This window comes from Rhodovibrio salinarum DSM 9154 (genome assembly GCF_000515255.1).
Lineage (GTDB): Bacteria > Pseudomonadota > Alphaproteobacteria > Kiloniellales > Rhodovibrionaceae > Rhodovibrio > Rhodovibrio salinarum.
Map to the genome: position 1 here is coordinate 1,373,765 of NZ_KI911559.1, position 23,310 is coordinate 1,397,074.

The following is a 23,310-nucleotide window of genomic DNA, read 5'->3' on the forward strand; positions in this document are numbered from 1 at the left end:
TCACGGAGGGTGCCCGTGACGCACGCAGCTTCGGCGACCGTTAGCTCATCTTGATGCTGGGTGCCTTGCGGGCGGTGGCGGGATCGCTGTTCGTGATCTTGCCCCAGACCTGCTCGGCGATCGACAGGTAGGCTTGCGCGTGCGCGCTCTCCGGATGGGAGACGACGACCGGCTGGCCGCCGTCGCTGGTCTCGCGGATCACGATGTCGAGCGGGATCTCGCCCAGCAGTTCGGTGCCCATCTTCTCGGCCTCGCGCCGGCCGCCGCCGGCGGAGAAGATGTCCGAGCGCTCGCCGCAGTGTGGGCACAGGTAGTAGCTCATGTTCTCGACCATGCCGAACACTGGCACGTCGACCTTACGGAACATGTTGAGGCCCTTCTTGGCGTCCAGCAGGGAGATGTCCTGCGGGGTGGTGATGATCACCGAGCCGGCGAGCGGGACCTGCTGGGCCAGCGTGAGCTGCGCATCGCCGGTGCCGGGCGGCATGTCGACCACCAGCACGTCCAACTCGCCCCAGTCGACGTCGCGCAGCATCTGCTGGATGGCGCTCTGCACCATCGGGCCGCGCCAGATCATCGGCGTGTCCTCGCCGACCAGGAAGCCCATCGACATCACCTTGACGCCGTAGGCTTCCATCGGGCGCAGACGCTTGCCGTCCGGCGATTCGGGACGGCCCGAGACGCCCATCATACGCGGCTGCGAAGGGCCGTAGATGTCGGCGTCCAGGATGCCGGTCGCATGCCCCTGGCGCTGGAAGGCGAGGGCCAGGTTGGCGGCGGTGGTGGATTTACCGACTCCGCCCTTGCCGGAAGCCACGGCGACGATCGCCTTCACGCCCGGTACGGCGATCTGCTGCTGGCCGCCCGCGCCGCTGCCGCTGCTACGTTGCTGGTGCGAGTCGTTGGGCTGGCCGGCGCCGCCGGATCGGGGGCCGTGCGATGTCTGCGTGCGGGTGCCCTGGCTGGTGGGGCCGCTGCCGGGCGCTTGCCTACCTGGGGCCTGGGCGTGCGCGGTCAGTACCGCGGTGACCGACTGGACGCCCTTGAGCGCCCGCACCGCACCTTCGGCCTCCTTGCGCAGCGGCTCCTTCTCCTGGCCCTTGCGCGAATCAACCTCGATCGCGAATCCGACGTTGCCGTCCTTGATGACCAATCCGGAGACCATCTGAAGGCTGACGATATCCTGACCCGCTTCGGGGTCCTGAACGCTGCGCAGGGCCGTCCAGATGCTCTCCTCGGTGACGCCGCTCATGCTTGAATTCTCCCTTTCGCGCCCGATATTCCGGTGACCGGTTTTGCGAGGTCGGCTCGACGCGTTACGTATAGGGTTCGATATGGTCAGTCGCGGAGTCCTGTGAAGCCCGATCGGGCCACAACTTCTGCTGCCCAAACCTCACGCCCGCAATTCGATACACGGAGTACAGCAGAACATGCCTTGGCAGAATCAAGGTGGCGGCCCCTGGGGCGGCGGTTCCGGCGGCGGCGGTGGCAACGGTGGCCCGTGGGGCGGCCGTGGCTCCGGCGGCGGTGGCGGCGGCCGCAACAATGGCGGTGGCGGTCCCTTCGGCGGCGGCGGGCAGCGTCCGCCGGACTTCGACGATCTGGTGCGTAAGGGCCAGGAGCGCCTGAAAAAGATTATCCCCGGCGGCTCGGGCTCCGGCGGCGGCTTGGGCGGCCGCGGCATCGTGCTGATCGCAGCCGTCTTGGTCGGTATCTGGTTCCTGAGCGGCTTTTACCGCGTTCAGACGGATCAGCAAGGCGTGGTGTTGCGCTTCGGTGAGTGGGTGAACACGACGAAGCCGGGTCTGAACTGGCACTTGCCCTATCCGATCGAAACGGTGCTGACCCCGTCGGTCGAGCGGATCAACCAGATCAACATCGGCTTCCGCCAGATCGGCGGCGGGCAGTCCGCCAGCGAGCGCGATGTCGAGGGCGAAAGCCTGATGCTCACCGGCGACCAGAACATCATCGACATCGATTTTTCGGTGCAGTGGAAGATCTCGGACGCCGGGCGGTACCTGTTCAATATCCGCGATCCCGAGGGCACGGTGAAGATCGCCGCCGAATCCGCGATGCGCGAGATCATCGGCCGGACCGACATTCAACCCGCCCTGACCGAGGCGCGCGCGGAGATCGAGAACAAGACCAAGGACCTGCTGCAGGAAATCCTGAGCAACTACGAGTCCGGCATTCTGGTCACCGGCCTGAAGTTGCAGAACGTGCAGCCGCCGGGGCAGGTGGTCGACGCGTTCAACGACGTGCAGCGCGCCCTGCAGGACCGTGACCGGCTGCGCAACGAGGCGCAGGCCTATCGCAACGACTTGATCCCCAAAGCCCGCGGTGAGGCGCAGAAGATGATCCAGGAGGCCGAGGCCTATCGCGAGCGGATCATCAACGAGGCCGAGGGTGAGGCCGAGCGCTTCAACCAGGTGCTCAGCGCCTACAAGGTCAACCCGGATGTCACCAAACGCCGGATGTACCTCGAGACGATGCAGAACGTGTTCGCGCGTACCGACAAAGTCCTGATGGATGCCGGCTCGTCGGGCGGAACGGTCCCTTACTTGCCGCTTGACCAGCTGCGTAACCGGATGGCCGGGGACAACCCCTCGGATCAGACGGGCACGTCACGCAATCGTTCGGCGACGGGCGGCGGCATGTCGTCCAACGCCACGACGAACTAAGCCAGGAGGGCATCGATTATGAACCGCGTCTTTTTGATTGCGGGCGGCGTACTTGCGATCCTTCTGGCGATCGTGGCGTACAGCGCGCTGTTCACGGTGCACCAGACGCAGCAGGCGATCGTCATGCAGTTCGGCGATCCAAAGCGGGTGATCTCCGAACCCGGCTTGAACGCCAAGGTGCCGTTCATCCAGGACGTGCTGTACTACGAGAAGCGCATCCTGGACCTGGACCCGCCGGTCGAACGCGTGCTGCTGGCCGACCAGAAGCCGCTCGATGTGGACTCCTTCGCCCGCTACGAGATCACCGATCCGCTAAAGTTCTACCAGACGGTGACGTTCGAGCGGAGCCTGCGCGACCGGCTGGGCTCGATCATCAACTCCGCCTTGCGGAGCGAGTTGGGCACGGTGAACCTCGCCAGCATCCTGTCGGATCAGCGCGACGACATCATGGCGCAGATCCAAAAGCAGGTGAACACGGAGTCCAACCGCTTCGGCATCAACATCGTCGACCTGCGGATCGGCCGGACCGACCTGCCGGAACAGGTGTCCGAGGCCGTCTACGCCCGGATGCGCTCCGAGCGTGAGCGCGAGGCCGCCGAGTTCCGTGCCCAGGGCCGGGAGGAGGCGCAGCGCATTCGCGCCTCCGCCGATCGCGAGGCGACCGTGATTCGCGCCGAGGCGCAGCGGGAGTCCGACATTATCCGCGGTCGCGGCGAAGCGAAGCGTACCCGGGTGCTGTCTGAGTCCTATGGCCAGGACGAGAACTTCTTCGCCTTCTATCGTGCGATGCAGGCCTATGAAGGCTCGATCAACCAGGGTCAGGCGAAGAACTCCTATCTGGTCCTCTCGACTGAGGACAACGCGTTTTTCCGGATGTTCGGGGAGGGCGCGCTGTCTAACGAACTGCGCGAAGCGGGCAAGCAGTCCGCCGACCAGCCGGCGTTGGGCCCGCGGGCCGAGCGCTCGCCGGATAACAACGCGAGCAACGCCAACTAACGTCTGCGCGTTGGCAGTTTCGTCGAGCCGATACGGGCCGGGGTCTTGCAAGACCCCGGCCCGTTCTTTTTTGTGCCCCCGTCGCCCACCGCTCCCGCTCTCGAAGGCCATTTGAGAGGCCATGCCCGATATCGCTTGGATTGACCTGTGGACTGCGCTCGCCCTCGTACTCGTGATCGAGGGGGTGTCGATGTCGCTGTTTCCCGGCGTCTTGCGCCGCGCGCTTGAGCAATTGGATCAGCTGCCTGCGGAGGCGCTGCGCTGGGGCGGTCTGCTGTTGGCATTGATCGGCATGTTTTTCCTTTACATGCTACGCTAGAGACCGCCCTAGAATGGCCAAACTCTCAGCCGATCTAGGGATGCGGCAGCTTGACCCGAGCCATCCCTGGCCCACCCTTGAGCGCGTGGCCTCCTGGCCGCACGACAAAACCCGGGATCGGGGGGACGCCAGACCATCGGGCCCCGGCGCCGGGCGGCTCGCGAAAGCGGCCCCAACTGGGTGTCGCAGCCACAACCTCGGCTGTGCGGTCTCCCGTCCGTGCGGCCGACAGCTCTCGTGCAACGGAGACATGACCTTGCAGACATCTGCCATCGTCAATGCGCCGATCCGTCGGACGCGCTTCGCCCGGCTGGCCGCTGTGGCGTTGGGCGCGTTTCTGGCCGTGGTGCTCGCGCTGCCGGCCGGCGTACAGGCCAAGAACCGTCCAGATTCCTTCGCCGACCTGGCGGATGCGTTGCTGCCCACCGTGGTCAACATCTCCACCACCCAGAAGGTCGAGGAAAGCCCGCAGCGTCGTCAGTTCGAGGAGTTCTTCGAGGACTTCTTCAACCGTCGGCGCGAGGGGCAACCACAGCCGCCGGGCCGACAGGGGCCGCGCCGCGCGCCGTCGTCGCTCGGCTCCGGCTTCGTCATCGACGAGGACGGGTATATCGTCACCAACAACCATGTGATCGAAGGCGCCGACGAGATCACGGTGCGCTTCCATGACGACACGACGATGTCCGCCGAACTGGTTGGCCGGGACGACAAGACCGATCTGGCGCTGCTGAAGGTCGACACCGACCGCAAGCTAAAGGCCGCGTCCTGGGGCGACAGCACCGAAACGCGGATCGGCGATTGGGTCCTGGCGATCGGCAACCCGTTCGGGCTGGGCGGCACGGTGACCGCAGGCATCGTCTCGGCGCGTTCGCGCGACATCAATGCGGGCCCGTACGATGATTTCATCCAGACCGACGCGTCGATCAACCGCGGCAATTCCGGCGGGCCGATGTTCAACACCGATGGCGACGTGATCGGTGTCAACACGGCGATCTTCTCGCCGTCCGGCGGCTCGATCGGCATCGGCTTCGCAATCCCCAGCGAGATCGCGGAGAACGTGGTCCAGCAGCTGCGCGAGTATGGCGACGTGCGCCGCGCGTGGCTGGGCGTGCGTATCCAGTCGGTCACGGAGGAGTTGGCCGAGGGGTTGCGGCTCGATCACCCACGCGGGGCCCTGGTCGCCTCCGTCTCCGAGGGTGGCCCGGCGGAGAATGCCGGAATCCGCCAGGGGGACGTGATCCTGCGGTTCGACGGCAAAGATGTCGGTGACATGCGTGAGTTGCCACGCATGGTCGCCGAGACACGTATCGGCAAGAAGGTCGATGTCGTGGTCTGGCGCAAGGGCGAGCGGGAGACCGTTGAGGTCGACCTTGGCAAGCTGGACGAGGATGCGTTGGCCAGCTTCCGCGATCAGGAGAGCCAGCCGAACGGCGGCACGAATGGTGCGGAGACCAGCAGCGTGCTGGGCATGGGCCTGGCCGAATTGAACGAGGACGCGCGCCAGCGCTTCGGCCTCGACGAAAACGCCAAGGGCGTGGTTATCACCGAGGTCGACCCGAGCAGCTCCGCCGCCGAGAAGGGGCTTTCTCCCGGCGATGTGATCGTCGAGGTCGACCAGGAAGAGGTGAACGCCCCGGGCGAGGTCGCGCAGAAGATCGAGCAAGCCCGGAAGGGCGGCTACCGGGTGGTCACGCTTTTGGTCTACAACCAGGGTGACTTCCGCTGGGTCGCGGTCCGGCTGGGCTGATCGCCGACCTTTTTGCAAGACCTGATCGTCTGTTGACGCGGCGGTCCCGAAGGTCGGGGCCGCCGCGTTGCATGTCGGGTGCGAAGCGCGCAAGGATGCGGGCGCCGCTGCGTCCCCGACTCACGTCCGCCTGGAGCTTCCGTCTTGACCCGCCTGTCCAATCTGTTGATCGCCGTGGTGGCCTTGGTCGCCATTGGGCTGGCCCTATGGCGTCTCTTGGCACCTTTCGACGGGGTCACGGTTAATCAAACCACGGTGGGTGCGCATACGCCGGCAACCGTTTATCGACCGGCAGGTGACGACACGGCCCCCGTTGTCCTGATCGCCCACGGTTTCGCCGGCTCGCAGCAGTTGATGCAGCCCGCGGCCCTGACCCTGGCGCGCAACGGCTATATCGCCGTGACCTTCGATTTCCTGGGCCATGGCCGGAACCCGCTGCCGCTCACCGGCAACATCACACAGGTCGACGGGGCAACGCAGAACCTGCTGGAGCAAATGAGCGAGGTCGCCGCGTTCGCCCGCGCGCTGCCGCGCAGCGACGGCCGCCTGGCGCTGCTCGGCCATTCCATGGCGTCCGATATCGTCGTGCGCTTCGCCCAGCGCGCCGACCAGCCGATCCAGGCCACCGTGGCGATATCGATGTTTGCACCCACCGTGTCGGCGCAGACGCCACGGAACCTGCTGGTGATCGTCGGCGGACTGGAGCCGCAACCGCTGCTCGATGCCGCCCGGGATGCGGTCGCGCTCAAGCCTGGCGTCGACGATCCCAGAGAAGGCGAGGTTTACGGCGACTTCGCCGATGGCAGCGCGCGCGGCTGGCGGATCGCCGACCGGGTCGAGCACATTGGCGTGCTGTATAGCCAGGAGAGCCTGACAGCCGCGCGCGACTGGCTGAACCGGAGTTTCGGGCGCGAGAGTCTTGCGGGACCGGTGCAGTGGGGCCCCTGGATCCTGCTGCTCGTGTTGGCCGTGGCGGCGCTGGCGCGCCCTCTGTCCACCTTGTTGCCAGCCGTGCGCGCGCAGCCCGTGGGCGCAGGCCTGGGCTGGCGACGGGTGTGGCCAGCCGTGGTGATTCCGGCGGTGATGACGCCGCTGGTACTCTGGCTGCTGCCGACCAACTTCCTGTCGCTGCTGGTGGGCGACTATCTGGCCGCGCATTTCGGCCTATACGGCGTGCTGACGGGCCTGTCGCTTTGGTATATCGGGCGCGGGCGCGATATCGCACAGCAGAAGCCGGCCCTGCCTTGGGGACGGCTGGCGGTCGCCATAGCCGGTGTCGCCGCCTATGGGGTTCTGGCCGTCGGCCTGCCGATCGATCGCTTCTTCATCAGCTTCTGGCCGATCCCTGAGCGGCTGCCGCTGATCGCGGCGCTGTTCCTCGGCACGTTGCCGTTTTTCCTGGCGGACGAGTGGCTGACCCGGGGGCCGGGACATGCCCGGGGCGCCTATCCGGCGACCAAGGCGCTGTTCCTGGTCTCGCTGATGGCCGCGGCGGCGCTCGACATCGAACAGCTGTTCTTCCTGTTCATCATCGTGCCGGTGATGGTGCTGTTCTTCCTCGTGTTCGGCCTGTTCAGCCGCTGGTCGTACAAGACGACCGGGCACCCAGCCGTGGCCGGTATCGCCAACGCCCTGATCTTCGCCTGGGCGATCGGGGTGACCTTCCCGATGGTGCAGCCGTAGGCGGGTGCGTTCAGCTGCCGCTGCTGCGCCGGCTTTCCAGGGCGTTTACGCGGGTTTGCAACGCATCCAGGTTGGTCGAGAGCTGGTGTACCAGTTCGCGCGCCTGGCCGAGCTGCTCGCGCAGCGCGGCGATTTCGCCGTCCGGATCCGTTTGCGGGCTGCATTCGCCATGGCCTTCCAGCAGCCAGCCGATGTTGGTTTCCATGACCCCGGCCAGGGTCAGCAGGCGGTTCGACCGCGGCGCGGTCCCATCGCGTTCCCACTCCGAGAGGGTGTCCCGGGTAACGCCGGCGCGTCGGGCCAGTTCGGTGACGGATAGGCCGAGGCGCTTGCGCTGCGTGCGGATGCGCTGACCCAGGGTCTGTGGTTGGGCGTCCTGAAGTAGGGTCGTCATGGCGATGCGGGCCCTCAAAACGTGCAGCGGAACAGAAAGACCCTATTATCACCTCGGGGAAGGGGATCGACCAACAGATTGCGCCACATTTCCTTCGTGGAGCGAACTACGCCACCTGCGCGATCTCGTCGTCGCTGTAGCCCTGCAGGTACAGCAGGCCGGTCAGGTCGCCGTGCTCCAGGGCGAAGCGGGCCTCGGCCTTGACGCTCGGCTTGGCGCGGTAGGCGACACCCAGGCCGGCGGCGAGCAGCATGGGTAGGTCGTTGGCGCCGTCGCCGATGCTGGCGACCGCGCTTTCGTGCACGCCGCGCTGGCCCGCCATCTCGCGCAGGGTGGCGAGCTTGGCTTCCTTGCCCACGATCGGCTCGGCCACCTCGCCGGTCAGGGCACCGTCCTCGATGATCAGGCGGTTGGCGACCACGCGGTCGAACCCGCACCATTCGGCCACCGGCTCCGCGATCGCGGTGAACCCGCCGGAGACCAGCGCACAAGTGACCCCATGGCGCTTCAGGGTGGCGATGGCGGTCTTGGCGCCCTTCGACAGCGCGACCCGGTCCAGGGTGGCCTTGACGTCCGCTTCCTTGAGGCCGGTCAGCATGCCGACCCGTTCGCGCAGGGCTTCCTCGAAGTTCAGCTCGCCGTTCATCGCCCGGCGGGTGATTTCCGCGATCTTGTCCTTCAGGCCGACCGCTTCCGACATCTCGTCCAGCGTCTCGCCGGTCACGATGGTGGAGTCCATATCGGCGATCAGCACTGCCTTGCGTCGGCCGGTTTCCGGCTGGGCGGCGGTGTCGAGCGGGCGGTCGGCGACCGCTTTCCGGGCCGCAGTCCCGGCTGCGCTGGGGGTGATGCCACGGTAGGGCAGGTCGGCCGCGACGTGCTCACTCAGCCAGCGGTGGTCGCTCACCTCTGCGCCAGCCGCGCGCAGCGCCTCCCGCACGTCCTGGATGCCCGTGAGGTCGAGGTCCCTGGACGCCGGATCGGCGATCAGGGTACAGACTTGCCGTTCGTCGGCACGCTCGGATTGGTCCGTCATACCTACGGTGATAAGCGGGCCGCCGCCTGAGGGCAAGCGGCCTGCCATCGTGTGCGCCGATTGCCCCGTGGACTCCAAGGACGCCTTCACCGTGACGCCTCACCGCTTCGCCGACAGGTCCCGGCCGCCCGTGCTGCTCGTCACCGGCCCGACAGCCAGTGGCAAGTCCGGCTTCGCCCTGAATGTCGCGCGGGCCTACAGGGGCACGGTGATCAATGCGGATTCCATGCAGGTTTATCGCGAGCTGCGCGTGCTCTCCGACCGCCCGACGCCGGCGGACGAGGCCGCCGTGCCGCACCGCTTGTACGGCGTGTTGCCGGCCAGCGATCCCTGCACGGCGGAACGCTGGCGCAGTTGGGCGTTGGACGCCGTGGCAGAAGCGCATGAGGCGGGCCGCTTACCGATCCTGGTCGGTGGGACGGGACTCTACCTGCGCGCCTTTCTGCGCGGCCTGGCGCCCGTGCCGGATATTCCGGCGGACGTCCGCCAGCGCGTTCGCGGGCTACAGCACGCGGCGGGGCCGGCGGGCCTGCGCCGGGCGCTTCTGAGCGAGGATCCGACGATGGCCGCGCATCTGGCCCCCGACGATGGTCAGCGCCAGGCTCGCGCGCTGGAGGTGGTGCGCGCCACCGGCCGATCGCTGGCCGCCTGGCAGGCGGATGCGCACCCGGCGTGCCGCGACTACGACGTTTTGACGCTGGCCACGTTGCCTCCGCGCGGGCCGCTGTATCGTAAAATCGACGACCGACTGGCCTGGATGGTCGAGCATGGCGGACTGGAGGAGGTGCAAGAGCTGCTCGATCAGGGCCTGTCCGCCGATTTGCCGGCGCTGAAGGCGGTTGGGGTGCCGCAGCTTGCCCGCTACCTGCGCGGCGAAATGTCTTATTCGGATGCGCTCGCGAAGGCCCAGCAGGCGACCCGCCAGTTCGCCAAGCGCCAACTGACCTGGCTGCGTACCCAGACGCCGAAGGATGCGGACAAGGCAGCGATCGCGTATGCGCAATTTTCGAAAAGCGCACAGGCCTTCTTCTTTAATGAAATTCGCGAGTGCATATTGACCGCGCAACCTTGAGGCCCTAGCTTCCCTTGCGCGCCGCGCCTGACGGGGCATGACAGGCCGGGTGTGTCCATTTCGCTAGAGACCATGCCGGCCGTTCGCGGCAGGTCCGGTGCGGTGCGTGCACGCACGGACGCGAGAACGAGAAGAAGTGAAGAAGTAAGGAAGGACAGCATGTCGACGGAAACCAGGCCGACCGAGGAGACCACCACGTCGGCCGAGCAGTTGACCGGTTCGGAGATCGTGATCAAGGCGTTGATCGAGCAGGAGGTCGAGACGATCTTCGGCTATCCGGGCGGCGCGGTCCTTCCGCTTTATGACGCGATGTTCAAGCAGAACAGCCTGCGCCACATCCTGGTCCGCCATGAACAGGCGGCCGTGCACGCGGCGGAAGGCTACGCGCGCTCCACCGGGGAGGTTGGCGTCGTGCTGGTCACCAGCGGTCCGGGCGCGACCAACGCCGTCACCGGGCTGACCGATGCGCTGATGGACAGCATCCCGCTGGTCTGCTTCACCGGCCAGGTGCCGACCCACCTGATCGGCAACGACGCCTTCCAGGAGGCGGACACCACCGGCATCACCCGCCCGTGCACCAAGCACAACTACCTCGTGAAGTCGGTCGAGGATCTGCCGCGGATCATCCACGAGGCCTTCCACGTCGCCCGCTCCGGCCGGCCGGGTCCGGTCGTGGTCGATCTGCCCAAGGACGTGCAGCAGGCGCTCGGCACCTACCTGTCGAAGGAGCAGGTCAAGCACCGCTCCTACAACCCGCAGGTCCAGGGTGAGACGAGCGCGATCGAGCAGGCGGTCGAGCTGTTCGCGCAGGGCAAGCGGCCGATCATCTATTCCGGCGGCGGCGTGATCAACTCGGGCGACCGGGCGAGCGCGCTGTTGACCGAGTTCGCGCGGCTGACCGGCGCGCCGATCACCAACACGCTGATGGGCCTGGGCGCCTATCCGGCCGGCGACCGCCAGTTCCTGGGCATGCTCGGCATGCACGGAACCTACGAGGCGAACCTCGCCATGCATGGCTGCGACGTCATGCTGGCGGTGGGCGCGCGCTTCGACGACCGCGTGACCGGCAAGCTGTCGGAGTTCTCGCCGCACTCCAAGAAGATCCAGATCGATATCGACCCCTCTTCGATCAACAAGAACGTGGTGGTCGACGTGCCGATCGTGGGCGATGTCGCCCACGTGCTGGAGGAGATGGTCCGGCTGTGGAAGGCGCGCCAGCACAAGCTGGACGCCCAGGCGCTCAAGACCTGGTGGGCGCAGATCGACAGCTGGCGCCAGCGCAACTGCCTGCACTTCGAGCAGACCGGCGACGTGATGAAGCCGCAGTACGCGATCAAGCGGCTGTACGAGCTGACGGCCGACCGCGACGCCTTCATCACCACCGAGGTCGGCCAGCACCAGATGTGGGCGGCGCAGTACTACCACTTCGAGAAGCCCAACCACTGGATGACCTCGGGCGGTCTCGGCACGATGGGCTACGGCTTGCCGGCGGCGATGGGCGTGCAGGTGGCCCACCCGGACGCGCTGGTGATCGATATCGCCGGCGAGGCGTCGATCCTGATGAACATGCAGGAGATGTCGACGCTGGTGCAGTACCGCCTGCCGGTGAAGATCTTCATCGTGAACAACCAGTGGATGGGCATGGTCCGGCAGTGGCAGCAGCTCCTCCACGGCGAGCGCTATGCCGAGAGTTACACCGACAGCCTGCCGGACTTCGTCAAGCTGGCGGAGGCCTATGGCGCGGTCGGCATCCGCGCGACCAAGGCGGCCGAGCTGGACGACAAGATCCAGGAGATGCTGGATACGCCCAAGCCGGTGATCTTCGACTGCTGCGTGGATCAGGTGGAGAACTGCTTCCCGATGATCCCCTCGGGCGCGGCGCACAACCAGATGCTGCTGGGCCCGGAAGACCACGCCCGCCACGAAACCAGCGAAGACGGCATGGTTTTGGTCTAACCGACCGGCGAAAAGCCCCGCGGGCAGACCCCGCGGGGCTTTTTCCGCGCACGCCGTTGCTTTAGACCTCGGTGCGGCGCGCTTTTAGCCGATCGCCGCGCCCTTCCAATGCCGCCGCCCCGCGCAGTCGTCCAAGATGCGCTCATAAGATTACGGCCCAGAACCTCATGGCCCCGACAACCATGGCTCAAACACCGGAAGAACTCCGCGCCTCCACCCACACCGAAAAGCGCACGATCGCCGTCCTGGTCGACAACGAGCCGGGCGTGCTCGCCCGCGTGATCGGCCTGTTTTCCGGGCGCGGCTACAACATCGAAAGCCTGACCGTGACCGAGGTCGATCCGGAGAACGCGCTCTCCCGGATCACCGTCGTCACCTCCGGCACGCCGATGATCCTGGAGCAGATCAAGGCGCAGCTCGGCCGGCTGGTGCCGGTGCACAAGGTTTCCGACCTGACCATGGCCGGGCCGTATGTCGAGCGCGAGCTGGCGCTGATCAAGGTCAACGGCGCCGGCGAGAAGCGGGTCGAGGCGCTGCGCATCGCCGACATCTTCAAGGCCCGCGTCGTCGACGCCAGCCACGAGCACTTCGTCTTCGAGATGACCGGCAAGACCGACAAGCTCGACGCTTTCGTCGAGCTGATGAGCCCGCTCGGTTTGATCGACGTCTCCCGCACCGGCGTCGTCGCGATCCAGCGCGGGCCCGAAGGGTTATAGCGGCGCCCACCTGGACTGGACGGCGCTGGCCGGGCGCCTTAAGCACGGGCCAGCGTTAAAGGCCGCTCACGGGTACACCAAAACGCACATCCACAAGCGAGTAGGGGAAACACCGCGCCATGCGTGTCTATTACGATCGCGACGCCGACGTGAACCTGATCAAGGGCAAGAAGATCCTGATCGTCGGCTACGGCAGCCAGGGCCACGCCCATGCCAACAACCTGCACGAAAGCGGCTGCAGCCAGGTCAAGGTCGCGCTGCGTCCGGGCTCGAAGACGGCCGAGAAAGTCAAGAACGCCGGCCTGGAGGTCACCACCCCGGCCGAGGGCGCGCAGTGGGCCGACGTCATCATGGTGCTCACGCCCGATGAGTTGCAGGCCGACCTCTACACCGAGCACCTTGGGCCGAACATGAAGCCGAACGCCGCGATCGCCTTCGCGCACGGCTTCAACATCCACTTCAACCTGATCGAGCCGCGTGATGACATCGACGTCTTCATGGTCGCGCCGAAGGGCCCCGGTCACCTGGTGCGCAGCGAGTATGTCCGCGGCGCCGGCGTGCCCTGCCTGATCGCGGTCGAGCAGGACGCCAGCGGCAACGCCCACGACGTCGGCCTGTCCTACGCCTGCGCGATCGGCGGCGGTCGCTCCGGCGTGATCGAGACGACCTTCCGCGAGGAGTGCGAGACCGACCTGTTCGGCGAGCAGGCGGTGCTGTGCGGCGGCCTGTCCAAGCTGGTCGCCACCGGCTACGAGGTCCTGGTCGAGGCCGGCTATCAGCCGGAGATGGCCTACTTCGAGTGCCTGCACGAGGTGAAGCTGATTGTCGACCTGATGTACGAGGGCGGTCTCGCCAACGTACGCTACTCGATCTCCAACACCGCCGAGTACGGCGACTACTGCATCGGCAAGCGGATCGTTGACGATTACACCAAGGATGAGATGCGGCAGGTCCTGGAGGAGATCCAGTCCGGCGAGTTCGCCCGCAACTGGGTGCTGGAGAACAAGGCCGGCCAGCCGCACTTCAAGGCGGAGCGTCGCCGCTGGGCCAACCACGACATCGAGCAGGTCGGCGAGAAGCTGCGCGCGATGATGCCTTGGCTGGGCGAAGGCGCGCTGGTCGACAAGTCCAAGAACTAGCGGTCGCTGGCTCTTAAGGCGGGACCCTGCCGCGCCTCCTTGCGCGCTTAAAGCGAGAGGGGTAGCCGAGCGGGCCGCGAGAGACTGATAAAGGGGGGATTGGCTTTGTGCGGCCAATCCCCTTTTTCGTGTTCGGTTAATCGTTTCCCATGACGAAACGCACTGGCGACGCCGGGGGCGCCCCGGCGCCCGGTTGATCGTCTCGCGCAGCCACTTAGCTGCGGGGACAGGAGACAGATCAACGCGAAAGGAGGCGTCTCATGGCGCGCAAGGTGCTGTTCGTTGTCACCTCCAACCAGAAGCTCGGCGACACCGGCCGGAAGACCGGCGTGCACTTCGATGAGTTGGCGACCCCCTATTACGTCCTGCAGGACGCGGGCATCGAGGTGGAGATCGCCTCGCCCCAGGGCGGCGCGGCGCCGATCGACAATCAGGCGGAGCGCGGCGAGAACCCGGCCAACGTCGAGCGCTTCCTCGACGACCAGTACGCCATGGACAAGCTGAAGCTGACCAAGCGCCTGGATCAGGTGCTGGCGGAAGGCTACCTCGGCGTGTTCCTGCCAGGCGGCCACGGCACGATGTGGGATCTGCCGCATGACGCGCGGCTCGGCCCGCTGCTCGCCAAAGTCTACGAGGCGGGCAAACCGGTCGCCGCCGTCTGTCATGGCCCGGCTGGCTTCGTCGGCGCGACCCGCTCGGACGGTCGGCCGCTGATCCAGGGCAAAAAGGTCAACTGCTTCTCCGACGACGAGGAGAAGGCGGTCGAGCTCGAGAACGTCGTGCCCTTCCTCCTGGAGAGCAAGCTGCGCGAGCTGGGCGCCGAGGTCGAAACGGCCGATAAGTTCACCGAGAAGGTCGTCGAGGACGGCAATCTGATCACCGGTCAGAACCCGATGAGTGCCCAGGCCCTGGCGGAGCGCCTGCTTGAGCAGCTCAAGAACGCGGACACGACCGAGCAGGCGGCCTAACCCCGCGCGTCTCTTTTCCGCTGTGGCGGGCTGCAACTGAAAGGCCCCTCTCCCTTGAAGGGCGAGGGGCCATGTCTGCCAGTACGTGGGAGAGGGCGTTACACTGCCTTCTCGAACACCGCGCGGATCACGCCAACGCGACCTTCTTCCAGGTTGCGGGCGAGGTTGCGGCGCATGCTCTGGAAGTCGTCGCCCTGCAGCAGGTGCGGGCCGAGGCCTTCCGGCTCGCCGGCGCGCAAACGGGCGCGGGCGCGCTGGATGCGCTGCACGGCGGCCTGGCTCAGATCCTCCCAGGCACGCTCCCGCAGCCCGGCCTGGCGCAGCAGCTCATGCACCCCGCGCGCGGGCAGCAGGAAGGAGGCGTCCGGCGTGCTCGCCCAGGGGACGGGGAAGTACGGCTCCCGCCCTGGTCCGGCGACGATGTCGTGCAGCACGAACCGTCCGCCCGGTTGCAGCACGCGGGTGACCTCGGCGTACATCGCGCGCTTGTCGGGGATGTTCATCGCCGCGTGTTGGGTCCAGACCCAGGGAAAGCTGCCGGACGGGAAGGGGATGTCGTGGGCGCTGGCGCAGGCGAAGCGGGTGCGTGCGCCCAGGCCCACTTGGTCGCTGAGCACGGCCGCGTCGCGGCAGTAGCTGGGGGTGATGTCGATGCCGGTGACGTCGCAGCCCCGCGCGTGTGCCAGCATGCGTGCCGGCCCGCCGAGCCCGCAGCCGACGTCGAGCAGCTGTGTCCCTGAAATTCCGGCCCAGTCGGCAAGCGCCTGCGTCGCGTCTTCCCCGCCCAAATGCAGTTGATCCAGCCGCGCCACCGCCTCGGGATCGTGCGGGTCCAACCCGTGCTCGCGCAGCAACGCTGTGATCCGGGGCGCCCAATCGCCGTTGCGGCTGTAGTGCTGGACGATCGGCTCGGGGCTGGGCTGACGGTCACCACGGTCGCGGGTCGGGGCGGGGGACGGACTGTCGGTCATCGGGCCTGCGCGCATCTGGACGGACGGCAACTTTTGCACGCCGCGAATACGCCCGTCCAGATGACTTGTTCCGATCGGGAAGGTTTGGCCGTGTGGCGGCTTGACCGGTAGTGTGCGGCGCGGCTAGCTGGCCGCTGCGCGTTCAAGCCGGAGGAGACATAACGAGGTGGCCGAAACCGCGACCCGCGACGATCCGCAAGACCGCCTGGGCACCATGGCGCACGGCGACAAGGCTGCGCTGGCGCGCGCGCTGGCCCGCCTGGAACGCGCGCCGGAAGCGGCGGATACGTTGGCCCTGCTTGACGCCGCCTACCAGGCGTCCAAGGGGCAGGTGGTCGGTGTCACCGGCCCGCCCGGGGTGGGCAAGTCGACGCTGATGGGCGCGCTGATCCGATCCCTGCGCGCCAAGGGTCGGACGGTCGGCGTAATCGCGGTCGACCCCTCCTCCAAGCGCTCCGGTGGCGCTTTGCTGGGCGACCGCGTGCGGCTTTTGAGCGACCCCGACGACCGCGGCATCTTCGTGCGTTCCATGGCCGCGCGCGACCGGCTGGGCGGTCTGGCCGAACTCACGGTCGCCGGCATGGTGCTGATGCGCGCGGTCTACGATGTCGTATTGATCGAGACGGTCGGGGTGGGACAGTCGGAGACCGACGTCGCGGGCGTGGCCGACACGGTGCTGTTCTGCGTCCAGCCCGGTTCCGGCGACAGCCTGCAGTTCATGAAGGCCGGCATCGTCGAGATCCCGGACGTGGCCGCGATCACCAAGGCCGATACCGGGGCGCCGGCCGAGCGCGCGCTGTCCGATCTCAAGGGCGCGCTCAGCCTGAACGAGGAAGAGGACGACACCTGGCAGGCCCGCTGCCTCAAGCTGTCGGCGGAGACGGGCGAGGGCCTGGACGATCTGATCGCCGCGCTGGATGCCCACCGTGCCTGGCTCGGCCAGCACGACCGTCTGGCCGCGCACCGCGCCCGGCAGGCAGAGCAGTGGCTGATCGAGGCCCTGCGCGATCGCCATGGCCGGGAGGGCTTGAAGCGTCTTGGTAAGGTTACTTTGGATGCCGGCACGTCGCCCTTCTCGCGGCTGAGCGAGCTGGCGGCGCGGTTGTAGGGGCGCTGCGGGCGCCCTAGCGCCTCAGTTCTCGTCGAACGCCGGGGTCACCGGGCCATGCGCGCCGGTCTGGGCGCGGTGGCGGAGCAGGTGGTCGCACAGCACCAGCGCCATCATCGCCTCGCCCACCGGGACCGCGCGGATGCCGACGCAGGGGTCGTGGCGGCCCTTGGTTTGGACCTCGACCTCGTTCCCGAAACGGTCGACCGTCTGCCGCGCCACGGTGATCGAGCTGGTCGGCTTGACCGCGAAGCGGCAGACCAGCGGCTGGCCGGTGGTGATGCCGCCCAGCGCGCCGCCGTTGTTGTTGGTCAGGAAGGTAGGCGTCTCGCCCGCCATGCGCATCTCGTCGGCGTTGTCCTCGCCGCTTGTTGCGGCGGCGGCGAAGCCGTTGCCGATCTCCACGCCCTTGACCGCGTTGATTGACATCATCGCCTTGGCGAGGTCGCTGTCGATCTTGTCGTAGACCGGTTCGCCCAGGCCGGCGGGGACGTTGTCGGCGACCACCTCGACCACCGCGCCGATGCTGCTGCCGGCCTTGCGCACCTCGTCCAGATAGCCGGCCCAGGTGGTGGCCGCCGTGGCGTCGGGCGCGAAGAAGGGGTTGGCGCCAACCTGCGCCCAGTCCCAGTTCGCACGGTCGACCTCGTGCGGGCCCATCTGAACCAGCGCGCCGCGGATCAGCGGGGCGGGAGCGAGCAGGTGTTCCAGCACCCGGCGGGCCACCCCACCGGCGGCGACGCGCGCGGCTGTCTCGCGCGCGCTGGAGCGGCCGCCGCCGCGATAGTCGCGGATGCCGTACTTGGCGAGGTAGGTGTAGTCCGCGTGTCCGGGGCGGAACTTGTCCTTGATCTCCGAGTAGTCCTTGGACCGCTGGTCCTCGTTCTCGATCATCAGGCAGACCGGCGTGCCGGTGGTCAGCCCCTCGAACACCCCGGAGAGGATGCGCACCGTATCCGACTCGCGCCGCTGGGTGGTGTAGCGCGATTGCCCCGGCTTGCGCGCGTCCAACCAGCCCTGCAGGTCCGCCTCCGACAGCGGCACCTGCGGCGGCACGCCATCGATCACGCAGCCGAGCGCAGGCCCGTGGCTTTCGCCCCAGGTGGTGAACGTAAAAGCTTGGCCGAAGGCGTTGCCCGGCATGACGATCAAAGCCCTGAATCTGAACGGCGGGGAAGCGGCGGCCTACTGCGGCGGCGGCTCGCGGCGCAGGCTCTCCAGCAGGTCGGCGAGCTGCGGGGCGTTGTCGACGGCCATCATTCCAACGGTGTGATAACCGCTATCGACGTGGTGCACCTCGCCGGTGACCCCGCTCGACATGTCGGACAGCAGGTACATGCCCGCCTTGCCGACCTGGTCGATGGTGACGTTCTGGCGCAGCGGCGAGTTCAGCTCGTTCCACTTCAGGATGTAGCGGAAATCCCCGATGCCCGAGGCCGCCAGCGTGCGGATCGGCCCGGCGGAGATCGCGTTCACCCGGATGCCGGTGTTGCCCAGGTCGGCGGCCAGGTAGCGCACGCTGTTCTCCAACGCGGCCTTGGCGACGCCCATGACGTTGTAGTGCGGCATCACCCGCTCGGCGCCGTAGTAGGTCAGGGTCAGCAGGCTGCCGCCCTCGCTCATCAACGGCACGGCGCGCTGTGCAACGGCCGTGAAGGAGTAGCAGGAAATCTCCAACGAGCGCAGGAAGCCCTCGCGGCTTGTCCGCACGTAGGTGTCCTTGAGCTCGTCCCGGTCGGCATAAGCGATCGCATGAACGATAAAGTCGATCTGGCCCCAGGTCTCCTCGACCTTGTCGAACACCGCCTGGATGCTGTCATCGTCCGAGACGTCGCAGGGCTCCAGGACTTCGGCATCGACCTGCTGGGCGAGCGGACGGATGCGCTTCAACAGCGCGTCGTTCTGATAGGTGAAGCCGAGCCGGGCGCCCGCGGCGTGCGCGGCCTTGGCGATGCCCCAGGCGATCGATCGGTCGTTCGCCACGCCCATGATCAGGCCGCGCTTGCCCTGCATCAGCCCTTTTTCCTCGGCCATGCGTCTCCTCGCTCTCACGCGTGTTTTTAACTCGGATGGCGGTTGCGCCGGAACTCGCCCTGGCGCCGGTGGCGCGGGGGCGGCCTCTGGCAAGTGGCGGCGCACCGATCTCGATGGCTCGGGCGGCGGGCTCCTTATGAGAGACGGCGCCACCCTGGCTTCGAGGTGGGCGCATCCTACACCAACGCTTCCAGCGCGCAAACGCCAGTAACCCAACGTTAAGGGCCGCGAATCGCAGGGATTTCCCTCCACCGGACCAGTGCGGCTATACTCCGAAGCATGAATCTGCGCCAAGCCCTTTTGCACGCGGGCAACAGCGGGACGGCGCGTACCCTGCGCCGGCTCTGGGTGCGTCTACGGTTCGCCGCACGCGGCAGTCGGCTCGCAGCTTTCACCAGCTATGTGGTCAAGCGCTTCGTCGGCGACGATGGGCTGCGGCTGGCCTCGGGCCTCAGCTATGCCTCGCTGCTGGCGTTGGTGCCGCTGCTGGCGATCGCGCTGGCGATTCTGACCGCCTTCCCGGTGTTCGACGGTGTCGAGAAGCGGGTGGTTGCCACGCTGCTCGACGAGTTCCTGCCGCAAACCGATGCCGAAATGGCCGTGCGGTTCGAGACTTTCCTCGATAACGCGAACAGGCTGACGGCGCCGGGTCTCCTCGGGTTAGCGGCGACTGCGCTGTTGCTGCTGTCGAACATCAACGGGGCGTTCAACACGATCTGGCGGGTGCACGAACCCCGTCCCCTGGCCACGCGCGTGCTGGTTTACTGGACGCTGTTGACCCTGGGGCCGCTGCTGCTGGGCGGCTCGATCTCGGTGACCAGTTACTTCTTCGCCTCGATCCGGCAGAGCGGGCTGGATAGCTGGGGCGGCTTGGACATTCTGTTGACGCGTGGCTTTGCGATTGCGCTGGCGGCCGTGGGCTTCGGGATCATCTTCTACGTCGCGCCCAACCGGCGGGTGCACGCCTGGCACGCCGCCTTGGGGGGGCTGGTCGCGGCGGTCCTGTTCGAACTGCTGAAGGGCGCCTTTGCGCTCTATCTGTCATTGGTGCCTGGCTACCAGGCGGTTTACGGCGCGCTCGCCAGCATCCCGATTTTCCTGGTCTGGCTGTTCCTGGTGTGGTGCGTCGTCCTGTTGGGGGCGGAGGTCGTCGCGGGGCTGCCCGAATGGCGCGCGGCGCGCGCCCGCGGCCATGCGCGCGTTGGACCTGGCGGCAAGCTGGCGCTGGCGCTTGCGATCCTGGACCGGCTGCATGCGGGCGCGCTGGAGGGCCGGCAGCTGAAACGCGCCGAGGCGATCCGTGGCTTGCCCGTCACCCCGGCCGAGATCGACGAGATCGCGAACGCCTTGCGGGAGGCCGGTTTCATCGCCCGAAGTCCGGGGCTGCGCTGGGTGCTGTCCTATGACCTGTCGGCCGCGACGCTGGGCGAACTGCTGCAGGCGATCGGTCTGTCGCTCGAGGTGGGGATGGGGTGGCCGGGCCCGGTCCGCAGTGCGATCGAGGAACTTCGCGACTCGCACGCACCGCTGACCGATCTGACGATCGCCGAGGTCCTGAAGCGCAGCGGCCAGCCGCTGCCGCGCGTTGTGGCGCGCGGGGAGGGGACGTAACGCCGCGTTACCCCTGCCCGTGCCGGCGCAGGACATCCTGTACGCGGTCCTGCAGGGCTTGGCGGTGCTCCTCGGGCAGACTCTGCACCGCTTCCTGCATCTCCTGCAGCGCCGCGCGCAGACCGTAGACTTGATCCAGCAACTTGAGCACCACCGGCATGGCGTCGTCGTTGACGTCCATGTCCTCGCGTAGTTCCTGGATCAGGGAGACGCGGGCGACATCGGCGTCGTCGAACAGCCACTGGTCGTCCTGTTCGCTGGGCAGGACCCAGCGCTGCTCGACCCAGGCGACGACGTCGTTCTCGGCGACTTCGGTGGTTGCGACCACTTCCGCCAGCGTGCGCGCCATAGCGTGTCAGCCTCCCTCAAACGCGGTCTCGTGGGTTAGACCAGACCCGCCTTCTCGCGCGGGTTATAGGGGTGCTTCTGCCCCCACTTCTGGACGAACTTCTTGAGTTCGTCGTCCGGTTGGTCGGGCAGAACGACCTGCAGCTTGACCAACTGGTCGCCGCGTTCGCTGCTGCCTTTGGGCTGGATGCCGCGCCCGCGCAGCCGCAGCGTCTTGCCTGAGTTGCTGCCGGCCGGGATCTTCATTTGCACCGTGCCGTCGACCGTGGGGACGGTGACGATCGCGCCTTCGACGGCTTCCTGCAGGGTGATCGGCAAGGTCAGGTGGACGTCCGCGCCGTCGCGCGCGAAATAGGGGTGCGGCTCGACGTTGATCCGGACGTAGGCATCGCCGGCTGCGCCCCGGCCCGGCCCGGGTTTGCCCTTGCCCTTCAGGCGCAGTTGCTTGCCGTCCTCCGTGCCGGCCGGGATGTTGACGTCGACCGTCTGCCCGTCGGCCAGACGCACGCGTTTGCGCGCGCCGTTCGCGGCCTCCAGGAAGCCGACCTTGATGGCATAGGTGACGTCTTCGCCCTTGCGCTTGGTACCGCCGGCACCGGCGCCCATGCCCGCTCCGGGCCCGCCGGCGCCGGGACCGGCACCCCTGGGGCCGCCACCGGCCGCGCCGCGCGGGCCGCCGCCCATGCCGCCGAAACCGCCGCCGAACAGGTCGGCGAAGATGTCCTCGGCCGTGAACTGCTCGCCGCCGAAGTCGAACCCGGTGTACTTCGCGCCGCGTCCGCCGCTGGTGTAGCTGCGGTAGAAGCCGCCGCCCGGATTGGCGCGCGCTTGCTCCTGGCCGGTTTCGTCGATCTCGCCGGCGTCGTAGCGCTTGCGCTTATCCGCATCCGCCAGGATGTCGTAGGCCTGGGAGATATCCTTGAATTTCTGCTCGGCTTCCTTGTTCCCGGGGTTCAGGTCCGGGTGGTACTGCTTCGCGAGCTTGCGGTAGGCCTTCTTGATCTCGTCCTGGCTCGCGCTTTCGGAGATGCCGAGGACTTTGTAGAGGTCTTTCATGGGGCCGTTGTTCGTCCCGTCGTCCTTTGGGTGCGTGTGGCGCCTGCAACTTGCGTCCGCGGGAATGCCCCCGGGCGTCGAGGGCATTCCGCGCGTGAGCTGATTAATTTTTAATCAATCGCGTCCGGACTTTAGGTAGGTCGGGTTACTGCACCTTCCAAGTCCCATCAGGCTGTCGGCAGGCGGTGCCGTAGGCCTGTTCGGTTTCCCCGCCGATCGTGACGGTCTGCTGGAACTCCCGGCAATAGCTCCCGTTCTGTTGATACGTGCGCGTCGGCGTCACGCTGCCGGAGTGGCCGCTGTCCGGGTTATTCCAGGTCGACGTCTCGCCCGAGCGGGTGTGCTCGAGCGTGGCTTGCGTGGTCTGGGCCATATAAGCCTTGTCCGCACGGTCGAGCGATTTGCCAACTTCGGAGCCGGCGAGCGCGCCCAGTACCGCGCCCGCGCCGGTTGCCCACAGCTGACCGGAGCCGCCACCGACCTGGCTGCCCAGAAAGCCGCCCAACACGGCGCCGCCGAGCGCGCCCACGGTCTGCTTGGGGCCGACGTTGTTGCCTTCGCAGGCGCCCAGACCGAAGGCGGCGATCACAAGGACGATGGCGGTCTTCAGGCGAATGGCTTGGATGGTCATGGGAGGCACTCCTGAGTTTTTGAACGCGCCGCCCGGGGCGGCTGGAAGAGGCGTCGTCGCCGGCTTGGCGGCGCACGCGCGCATCTCTAGTTTAGCGTCCACAAGCTTAGCGCTGCTGTGCGAAAAATCGGACACCGCTTTCATCCAGCGCAAGGCACGCGCGCCCGGAACAGCCGGCGCGCGTGTCCCGCGCCTTGATACCGACCAAGGACTGGCATGTTTCCCGACCATCTGCCTGCCGACCCGATCGAGCTACTTTCCACTTGGTATGAAGACGCCAAGCAGAGCGAACCGACCGATCCCAACGCCATCGCGCTTGCCACCGTGGCGCCGGACGGGACGCCTTCGGTACGCATGGTGCTGCTGAAGGAGTTCGACCAGCGCGGGTTCGTCTTCTACACCAACCTGGAAAGCCGCAAAGGTCAGCAACTGACCGAGACGCCCAAGGCAGGCTTTGTGATGCACTGGAAAACGCTGCGCCGGCAGGTGCGCGTTGAGGGACCGGTTGCACAGGTCGACGACGCGGAAGCGGATGCCTATTTCGCCAGCCGCGCGCGTGGCAGTCAGATCGGCGCCTGGGCCAGCAAGCAGTCGCAGCCGCTGGAATCCCGGCATGCCCTGGAAAAACGCGTGGCGCAATACGGCGCCAAGTTCCATATCGCCAAGGTACCGCGCCCGCCGCACTGGTCGGGGCTGCGCATCGAGCCGCAGCGTATCGAGTTCTGGGCGGAAGGACGCTTCCGCCTGCACGACCGGGTCGTGTACCTCCCAGATGGCCAGGGCGGTTGGACGACCGAGCGCCTGTATCCTTAGGGGTAAACGGGCACGATCCAATTCCCTCTCG

At 67.2% G+C, this 23,310-nt stretch carries 22 protein-coding genes; 13 read left to right on the forward strand and 9 right to left on the reverse strand.

Features of this window, described 5'->3' with window-relative positions:
- Nucleotides 1-40: 40 nt before the first annotated feature.
- Nucleotides 41-1,252 carry an iron-sulfur cluster carrier protein ApbC gene (gene apbC, locus RHOSA_RS0106380; protein WP_027288020.1) on the reverse strand — a complete coding sequence of 404 codons (1,212 nt, stop codon included), beginning with the start codon at nucleotides 1,250-1,252 and terminating at the stop codon, nucleotides 41-43.
- Between the two features lie 178 nt (nucleotides 1,253-1,430).
- On the opposite strand from apbC, the gene hflK reads away from it, so the two are divergent.
- The 5 genes from hflK (at nucleotide 1,431) to RHOSA_RS0106405 (ending at nucleotide 7,426) form a co-directional block, all read left to right on the forward strand.
- Nucleotides 1,431-2,681, forward strand: a complete 1,251-nt coding sequence (gene hflK / locus RHOSA_RS20900; RefSeq protein ID WP_081728531.1) for an FtsH protease activity modulator HflK — start codon at nucleotides 1,431-1,433, stop codon at nucleotides 2,679-2,681.
- An 18-nt stretch (nucleotides 2,682-2,699) separates the two neighbouring features.
- Nucleotides 2,700-3,677 carry a protease modulator HflC gene (hflC, locus tag RHOSA_RS0106390; protein ID WP_027288021.1) on the forward strand — a complete coding sequence of 326 codons (978 nt, stop codon included), beginning with the start codon at nucleotides 2,700-2,702 and terminating at the stop codon, nucleotides 3,675-3,677.
- 121 nt (nucleotides 3,678-3,798) lie between these two features.
- Complete coding sequence (locus tag RHOSA_RS0106395) at nucleotides 3,799-3,996, forward strand: DUF2065 domain-containing protein (RefSeq protein WP_037255815.1); 198 nt, start codon at nucleotides 3,799-3,801, stop codon at nucleotides 3,994-3,996.
- 256 nt (nucleotides 3,997-4,252) lie between these two features.
- Entirely contained in the window at nucleotides 4,253-5,743 is a 1,491-nt protein-coding gene (locus tag RHOSA_RS0106400; RefSeq protein ID WP_242468874.1) for a DegQ family serine endoprotease, read from the forward strand.
- Nucleotides 5,744-5,887: 144 nt separating this feature from the next.
- A complete protein-coding gene (locus RHOSA_RS0106405) occupies nucleotides 5,888-7,426 on the forward strand; it encodes an alpha/beta hydrolase (protein WP_027288024.1) in 1,539 nt (512 codons plus the stop codon).
- Between the two features lie 10 nt (nucleotides 7,427-7,436).
- On the opposite strand, the gene RHOSA_RS0106410 is transcribed toward RHOSA_RS0106405, so the two are convergent.
- Entirely contained in the window at nucleotides 7,437-7,820 is a 384-nt protein-coding gene (locus RHOSA_RS0106410; RefSeq protein ID WP_027288025.1) for a helix-turn-helix domain-containing protein, read from the reverse strand.
- Nucleotides 7,821-7,926: 106 nt separating this feature from the next.
- On the reverse strand, nucleotides 7,927-8,856 hold the full coding sequence (serB, locus tag RHOSA_RS0106415) for a phosphoserine phosphatase SerB (RefSeq protein WP_051431877.1): 930 nt from the start codon (nucleotides 8,854-8,856) through the stop codon (nucleotides 7,927-7,929).
- A gap of 67 nt (nucleotides 8,857-8,923) precedes the next feature.
- Here serB and miaA point away from each other — a divergent pair, with 67 nt between their 5' ends.
- The 5 genes from miaA to RHOSA_RS0106440 all read left to right on the forward strand — a co-directional run bounded on the left by miaA (nucleotide 8,924) and on the right by RHOSA_RS0106440 (nucleotide 14,707).
- Nucleotides 8,924-9,928 carry a tRNA (adenosine(37)-N6)-dimethylallyltransferase MiaA gene (miaA, locus tag RHOSA_RS0106420; protein WP_215904992.1) on the forward strand — a complete coding sequence of 335 codons (1,005 nt, stop codon included), beginning with the start codon at nucleotides 8,924-8,926 and terminating at the stop codon, nucleotides 9,926-9,928.
- Between the two features lie 159 nt (nucleotides 9,929-10,087).
- Nucleotides 10,088-11,884 (forward strand): acetolactate synthase 3 large subunit, encoded by a 1,797-nt coding sequence (locus RHOSA_RS0106425; RefSeq protein ID WP_051431878.1) that lies wholly within the window; start codon nucleotides 10,088-10,090, stop codon nucleotides 11,882-11,884.
- A gap of 182 nt (nucleotides 11,885-12,066) precedes the next feature.
- Nucleotides 12,067-12,600 (forward strand): acetolactate synthase small subunit, encoded by a 534-nt coding sequence (gene ilvN, locus RHOSA_RS0106430; RefSeq protein ID WP_027288029.1) that lies wholly within the window; start codon nucleotides 12,067-12,069, stop codon nucleotides 12,598-12,600.
- Between the two features lie 119 nt (nucleotides 12,601-12,719).
- Complete coding sequence (gene ilvC / locus RHOSA_RS0106435) at nucleotides 12,720-13,739, forward strand: ketol-acid reductoisomerase (protein WP_027288030.1); 1,020 nt, start codon at nucleotides 12,720-12,722, stop codon at nucleotides 13,737-13,739.
- A gap of 260 nt (nucleotides 13,740-13,999) precedes the next feature.
- The gene (locus RHOSA_RS0106440) at nucleotides 14,000-14,707 is read left to right on the forward strand and encodes a type 1 glutamine amidotransferase domain-containing protein (protein ID WP_027288031.1); all 708 of its coding nucleotides are present in this window, start codon (nucleotides 14,000-14,002) and stop codon (nucleotides 14,705-14,707) included.
- A gap of 98 nt (nucleotides 14,708-14,805) precedes the next feature.
- On the opposite strand, the gene RHOSA_RS20905 is transcribed toward RHOSA_RS0106440, so the two are convergent.
- A complete protein-coding gene (locus tag RHOSA_RS20905) occupies nucleotides 14,806-15,678 on the reverse strand; it encodes a class I SAM-dependent methyltransferase (RefSeq protein WP_169816604.1) in 873 nt (290 codons plus the stop codon).
- Nucleotides 15,679-15,844: 166 nt separating this feature from the next.
- Here RHOSA_RS20905 and RHOSA_RS0106450 point away from each other — a divergent pair, with 166 nt between their 5' ends.
- Nucleotides 15,845-16,786 carry an ArgK/MeaB family GTPase gene (locus RHOSA_RS0106450; RefSeq protein ID WP_027288032.1) on the forward strand — a complete coding sequence of 314 codons (942 nt, stop codon included), beginning with the start codon at nucleotides 15,845-15,847 and terminating at the stop codon, nucleotides 16,784-16,786.
- Nucleotides 16,787-16,810: 24 nt separating this feature from the next.
- Here RHOSA_RS0106450 and aroC read toward each other — a convergent pair whose 3' ends face one another.
- The gene (aroC, locus tag RHOSA_RS0106455; RefSeq protein WP_027288033.1) at nucleotides 16,811-17,929 is read right to left on the reverse strand and encodes a chorismate synthase; all 1,119 of its coding nucleotides are present in this window, start codon (nucleotides 17,927-17,929) and stop codon (nucleotides 16,811-16,813) included.
- Between the two features lie 42 nt (nucleotides 17,930-17,971).
- A complete protein-coding gene (gene fabI, locus RHOSA_RS0106460) occupies nucleotides 17,972-18,820 on the reverse strand; it encodes an enoyl-ACP reductase FabI (protein ID WP_037255819.1) in 849 nt (282 codons plus the stop codon).
- Nucleotides 18,821-19,099: 279 nt separating this feature from the next.
- Between fabI and RHOSA_RS20910 the strand changes: the two genes are divergently transcribed.
- Nucleotides 19,100-20,431, forward strand: coding sequence for a YihY family inner membrane protein (locus RHOSA_RS20910; RefSeq protein ID WP_051431880.1), 1,332 nt, complete (start codon nucleotides 19,100-19,102; stop codon nucleotides 20,429-20,431).
- A 7-nt stretch (nucleotides 20,432-20,438) separates the two neighbouring features.
- Here RHOSA_RS20910 and RHOSA_RS0106470 read toward each other — a convergent pair whose 3' ends face one another.
- From RHOSA_RS0106470 to RHOSA_RS25875, 3 genes are all read right to left on the reverse strand, one after another.
- On the reverse strand, nucleotides 20,439-20,780 hold the full coding sequence (locus RHOSA_RS0106470; RefSeq protein WP_027288035.1) for a chaperone modulator CbpM: 342 nt from the start codon (nucleotides 20,778-20,780) through the stop codon (nucleotides 20,439-20,441).
- 35 nt (nucleotides 20,781-20,815) lie between these two features.
- Nucleotides 20,816-21,835 (reverse strand): DnaJ C-terminal domain-containing protein, encoded by a 1,020-nt coding sequence (locus RHOSA_RS0106475; protein WP_027288036.1) that lies wholly within the window; start codon nucleotides 21,833-21,835, stop codon nucleotides 20,816-20,818.
- Between the two features lie 145 nt (nucleotides 21,836-21,980).
- A complete protein-coding gene (locus RHOSA_RS25875) occupies nucleotides 21,981-22,466 on the reverse strand; it encodes an RT0821/Lpp0805 family surface protein (protein ID WP_027288037.1) in 486 nt (161 codons plus the stop codon).
- 216 nt (nucleotides 22,467-22,682) lie between these two features.
- Here RHOSA_RS25875 and pdxH point away from each other — a divergent pair, with 216 nt between their 5' ends.
- Nucleotides 22,683-23,279 carry a pyridoxamine 5'-phosphate oxidase gene (gene pdxH / locus RHOSA_RS0106485; RefSeq protein ID WP_027288038.1) on the forward strand — a complete coding sequence of 199 codons (597 nt, stop codon included), beginning with the start codon at nucleotides 22,683-22,685 and terminating at the stop codon, nucleotides 23,277-23,279.
- The last annotated feature ends 31 nt before the right edge of the window (nucleotides 23,280-23,310 follow it).